We start from the raw sequence: 4,648 nt of genomic DNA on the forward strand, positions 1-4,648 counted from the left end.
TTATATATGTCTCATAAACTGGTACATATTTATTAAATATATAAATTTTATAAATCATCAAAAGGACTTTTCATATTTTGCAAACCTTTCCTTGTTTAAGTCTTCTAACGGATGACTTAAATGTTTTTATAAAACTGAGGACTCCGTCCAGCGTCTCAAGCTATCCTTGAAAATAATGTCGATAACGGATTGCCATATTTAAAGTTAATATTTTATGGCTAACAATTAGTGTTTTTACCGGACGGAGTCCTGGGTATTATTCATAAGGGATTTAAGAGATCTTATCAGAACACTTAGGGGTATAAGGTTGTAAGCAAAACCCGGGCTAAAGCAGCTTTATTATTGGCAGAATTGGGCTTTGCTTATCCTTTTCTGAATCACTGATTTAAAAGATTGAAAGATTTCACTGAACCTTTTGTTCTATAAAAACCAAAATCTGTGTGCTCTGTTAATCCTGATTTAATCCGTGATTCTGACAATAGGAAGGGGGAAGGATTTTTATTTCTGTTGCTTTTGTTTTGGGGTTAAGTTTTTCGTCAATGATAAAGCCTTTTTTCTCGGCAAGTTTTTTAAAGTCAGCAGGTGTTTTTCCTGTCTTAGTTTTGATGTTGTCTATGTAAGCTTGAAATGACATAATTATTAAGTGTTAGTATGATTATCAATGAAACTTCTTTCCTTCTTTAAGCATTGTCAAAATTTCTTTCAGTCTTTTGGTTCTTGTTTCAGGTTTTTTGGCTGTTTGTAAACGGAAGTTAATGGCAAATTTGTTTGTTTTGTTGAGTGACTGAAAAAAGTCAAAAGCTACGATATCTTTTTTTAATTCTTTTAAAAGGTCTTCGTCATCTTGCATGGTGGAGTGCGAGTCGTAGGCTCTTGCCCAGCGTCCATCGGCTTTGGCTTTTTCAATTTCAGCGAAACCTCTTGCAGTCATCTTGCCGTCTACGATCAATTTCTCTACTAAACCAATGTTTCGTTTTGACCAAATACTTTGTGCCCTGCGAGGCACATATTTTTGCAAATACGAATGCTCGTCATAACTTTTTCTTTGCCCGTCAATCCAACCAAAACAAAGAGCTTCGTCTAATGCTTCGGTAATTTTTACTGATTCAACTCCAGAACTAACTTTGAATACTTGTAGCCAGATTCCTTCCTGAAGATTTTGATTTTTATCTAGCCAATTTCGCCAAGATTTTTTGGATTTAAAAGATTTAATTACTGCTTCTGCCATAGATTTGCTGTTAATATTCCTTTTTAATCACAAAAAATGAACCTCTTATTATTCCTGCCAACTTTGATTTTTGTCTGGCAAATTTAAATTTACTCAGCTCTTCTGGTATATCCATACCTTCGGAAAGTTTGAAGCCAACGGCTCGTTTTTTGGGATTGTCTATGGTGTAAAGAACATTAATTGAAAGCCCGCTTTCATAAAACACAAATATCCATTTGATGCCATCAACCAATAATGATGCCGTTTCTAAAGGTTTTGATGCAATAATTATATTGCGTTCTTCTTTTAAAATTTTTGCTACCCAATCCAAAGATTCTTTGCTATCAGAAACTGGAGTTGTTACAAATTCTGCTTTGTATTTGTTGTAAAAATAGCGCGCTTCATTTGCTCGCAAACCCGCAAGGGAAGCTGACAGGGGCGAAGTTTCAAAGCCAATCTCGCTTACATTTTTAAAATCTACTAAATAGCTCATGGTTGTTTTTTGGGGTATTAGAGTTTAGAATAGTTCTTCTTTCAATTTTTTTCATTTTTGTGTCAAGATTTATCAGTTATTTGAATGATTTTATCGCCTTGAAAAATAAAAATAGATTTCCCTTTTAGTTTTAATTGATCGCCTTTTTTTAGTCCATTTGGAAAGTCCGTTGCCAAAGTTGCAGCGTAATTTATTTCAATTTCCGTTGTGTCGTTGTCGTGTTTTATGGAAATAATTTGCTGTCGTCTATTTATGAAAAATGCTTTGGCTTGTTCGGCTTGTTGCTTAAACTCACTTATTCCGTTCAATGTCATATTCACTTCATCATTCTGAATGTTTTTAAAAATGATATTGTCGTCAAAATCACGCGTCATTTTTTTTACATCAAATTCGTTGTAACCTTCAATATAATTTTGAATGATTTTTTTTCGTTCTTTGTTCATATTGCGAGTGGTTCCATTTTATCTTTCCATATCATATTAATACTCAACCTATCTTTTTTTTCCATATCCAAATAATGCGGATTGTACATTAACCCTAAAATATTACCGAATGGGTCAATTACCGCAGCTGTTACAAAACCACTATCACCTCTTGGGGTAATAGGGTCAAACATAGCTGCGCCCATTTCTAAAGCCCTTCCTCGTTTTAAGTCTTCTAACGGATGACTTAAATGTTTTTATAAAACTGAGGACTTGGTCCGGTAATAGTTTGCTGCTTCTCAAGCTATCCTTGAACATAATATCGATAACGGGTTGCCATTTTAAAGTTAATATTTTATGGCTAACAATTAGTGTTTTTACCGGACGGAGTCCCGGGTATCCATAAGGCATTTAAGTGATTTTATCAGAACACTTAAACGAAGCGAGAACAAAGCTTATCATCGCAGGTTGGTAAAACGTTGTAGTTCCAAGGTAGAGCCCGTTTTGGGAACCTTACTCAATCATCACAATATGAAACGGCTGAACAGCCGTGGAATGGCACAGGCTAATAAACATAGCTTGTCCCGTTATCGGGATACAAATGGCAGCGTTATGCTATAATTTGAAGAAATACCTGAAGTTTGAACGTAAGAGACCTTTTGCCTTAAGCATAGCTTTAGAAAAAGCAAAGCTTTGCTTCTTTGAAAGGGCTATATATCGCTTTTTTTTAGCCGATATCAGCTTCTTTTAAAATCAATATCCAGAATTCCTCTCAAAAGAAGACCTCGCTTAAAAGAGCTTAAACAAGGGCAGTTATTTTGTGTTTGCTTAGAAAAATGAAGTTGTGCAACAGTTACCCTTGTTAGCTGCTGGCTTTTTACCATTAGTTTTTTTCATTTTAACAGCATTGCAATGTTAGTTGTTTTTTTACCTTTGTGTTTCATTGCAGCGGGGTAGATGTGTGACCGGCTATTTTTAGCGTTTTAAACGCAAGTATCCGCTATAAAGGTGAATAAAACAAGGGGAACATATCTATCTTCTGTAATGAACGCTGTAAAACCAAAACTTTTCATTTTTGCTTTTAGGATTAAGTTTTCGTAGTATAATTACTTGCACAACTTGTTCACCTTGCTGTTTGTCTGTATATCTCGCTCGTATTCCAATTTTTTGCTCAATTTCGTCAATTGTTTCAGTTTGATTGAGTAAAAAAAACTTATTCTTTTCAACTTCGTTTATAATTTGCTTTGCTACGCCTAATAATTTTAATGAGTTTACTCGTCTTTCTCGTCCTCTTTTTGAAGATAGTATATGATTCCAACCCGTTTTTGAAACTCTGATATTTTTATTTAACGCTTTGCAAAATATGGTATTCCCATTTTTCCATTCTTTGTAAAACTTATGAGAATCGTTTTTTAGATTTATAGAATTTAGTAAATTCTTACTTTCAGTATTTAGATCTATTATAGGTAAATGAGCATTGGACAATAATGGCTTTATTAGTTTTAGAAACGTTCCTTTACTATGTTCTCCAAAAATATTTTTCTTCGGAATACTGATTAACGTTTTTGAATTTTCAACCCGTAAATCCTCACTTTTTAAGTCCACCCACCAAGCTTTTGAATTTAGTCGACTTTCTTTCCAAACGATTTTCCCTTTCTCGTCTTTAAGAACATTACCATTAGTATCTCGGGTTGGTTTAGCAGGGTTTACAAAAACTAAAATAGCAGGTTCATTCTGCTTTTTCCAATATTCAATATGCTCAATCAATCCAGCCTCGTCATCAATGGATATTTTAATTTCATCTTTGGTTTCACTTGAGATATATTTCGCCCCACATTTCACTTGAACATTAACTCTTACACCAAGGTCAGTGTTTCTTTTCTTCATCAAGATAAGTCCGTCAATACCTTTGTCGTTTCTTGCATCAAGAGGTTGCCAACCACATTCCCAAAATTCTTGAACAAATTGAGCAACAACTCTCATTCCTGTTGCCTCATTTTTTGTCCTTGTCCTACTTGCGATATCGCTCATTATCGTTGTGTTTTAAGCTTGCAGCTAACGGTTTGCAGCTACCCGAAGGTGGCGATTTCGAAGCACTTCACTGTCAATTAAGCACAAACTTTGATAGAAGCACAAAGCTCGATTTAACCACTGAACCGCCACTTTTGGGTAGGTGCTGTGTGCGCCTTGAATGGTAAATATAAATAAAAGTTTTTCAATAAGTTGAAGAACAGCCCAGAGGGTGCAAGTCCCTTATTCGCTGGGGTAAGGCCTGGAAGAATTAGCAAGCCGCAAGGTGGATTTGCGTGAGCGAAGCACTGAAGTAAGCGAGACTGCAAAGATCTGCCCTGACGAACAGAAACTGGATAAGAGGCATGTTTGAGTGGATGAGATGGCACAGCACATCGAAGTCCTACGATCACCCCAAGCTCAAACATGTAGATTCAGCAGGTGTAGATTGAAGGGTATTTACCTTACCGAGGGATATCTCTTAGGTTACGAGTTTAGCCATAAAGAGAAGTCAGC

The 4,648-nt window shown here is 35.5% G+C and carries 6 protein-coding genes; all 6 read right to left on the bottom strand.

Features of this window, described 5'->3' with window-relative positions:
• Positions 1 to 448: 448 nt before the first annotated feature.
• The 6 genes from ACFSAH_RS14165 to ACFSAH_RS14190 all read right to left on the bottom strand — a co-directional run bounded on the left by ACFSAH_RS14165 (position 449) and on the right by ACFSAH_RS14190 (position 4,153).
• Positions 449 to 634: a DUF4287 domain-containing protein gene (locus tag ACFSAH_RS14165; protein WP_379663390.1), complete on the bottom strand. Its 186-nt coding sequence runs from the start codon at positions 632 to 634 to the stop codon at positions 449 to 451.
• 24 nt (positions 635 to 658) lie between these two features.
• Positions 659 to 1,228 carry a YdeI/OmpD-associated family protein gene (locus ACFSAH_RS14170; protein ID WP_379663391.1) on the bottom strand — a complete coding sequence of 190 codons (570 nt, stop codon included), beginning with the start codon at positions 1,226 to 1,228 and terminating at the stop codon, positions 659 to 661.
• Between the two features lie 10 nt (positions 1,229 to 1,238).
• Entirely contained in the window at positions 1,239 to 1,700 is a 462-nt protein-coding gene (locus ACFSAH_RS14175; protein WP_379663392.1) for a phage tail protein, read from the bottom strand.
• Positions 1,701 to 1,762: 62 nt separating this feature from the next.
• A complete protein-coding gene (locus ACFSAH_RS14180; RefSeq protein ID WP_379663393.1) occupies positions 1,763 to 2,143 on the bottom strand; it encodes a nuclear transport factor 2 family protein in 381 nt (126 codons plus the stop codon).
• On the bottom strand, positions 2,140 to 2,328 hold the full coding sequence (locus ACFSAH_RS14185) for a hypothetical protein (protein ID WP_379663394.1): 189 nt from the start codon (positions 2,326 to 2,328) through the stop codon (positions 2,140 to 2,142). Before ACFSAH_RS14185 ends, ACFSAH_RS14180 begins: the two co-directional genes overlap by 4 nt.
• Before the next feature lie 826 nt (positions 2,329 to 3,154).
• On the bottom strand, positions 3,155 to 4,153 hold the full coding sequence (locus ACFSAH_RS14190; protein ID WP_379663395.1) for a DUF4365 domain-containing protein: 999 nt from the start codon (positions 4,151 to 4,153) through the stop codon (positions 3,155 to 3,157).
• Between the last annotated feature and the right edge of the window lie 495 nt (positions 4,154 to 4,648).

Origin of the sequence: Pseudopedobacter beijingensis, assembly GCF_042678145.1 — a bacterium.
GTDB lineage: Bacteria > Bacteroidota > Bacteroidia > Sphingobacteriales > Sphingobacteriaceae > Pseudopedobacter > Pseudopedobacter beijingensis.

What these genes read in the sequence shown, in the direction of transcription:
- ACFSAH_RS14170 (WP_379663391.1), bottom strand. Translation starts at nt 1,228, where the DNA reads ATGGCAGAAGCAGTAATTAAATCTTTTAAATCCAAAAAATCTTGGCGA.
- ACFSAH_RS14190 (WP_379663395.1), bottom strand. Translation starts at nt 4,153, where the DNA reads ATGAGCGATATCGCAAGTAGGACAAGGACAAAAAATGAGGCAACAGGA.
- ACFSAH_RS14165 (WP_379663390.1), bottom strand. Translation starts at nt 634, where the DNA reads ATGTCATTTCAAGCTTACATAGACAACATCAAAACTAAGACAGGAAAA.
- ACFSAH_RS14180 (WP_379663393.1), bottom strand. Translation starts at nt 2,143, where the DNA reads ATGAACAAAGAACGAAAAAAAATCATTCAAAATTATATTGAAGGTTAC.
- ACFSAH_RS14185 (WP_379663394.1), bottom strand. Translation starts at nt 2,328, where the DNA reads ATGGGCGCAGCTATGTTTGACCCTATTACCCCAAGAGGTGATAGTGGT.
- ACFSAH_RS14175 (WP_379663392.1), bottom strand. Translation starts at nt 1,700, where the DNA reads ATGAGCTATTTAGTAGATTTTAAAAATGTAAGCGAGATTGGCTTTGAA.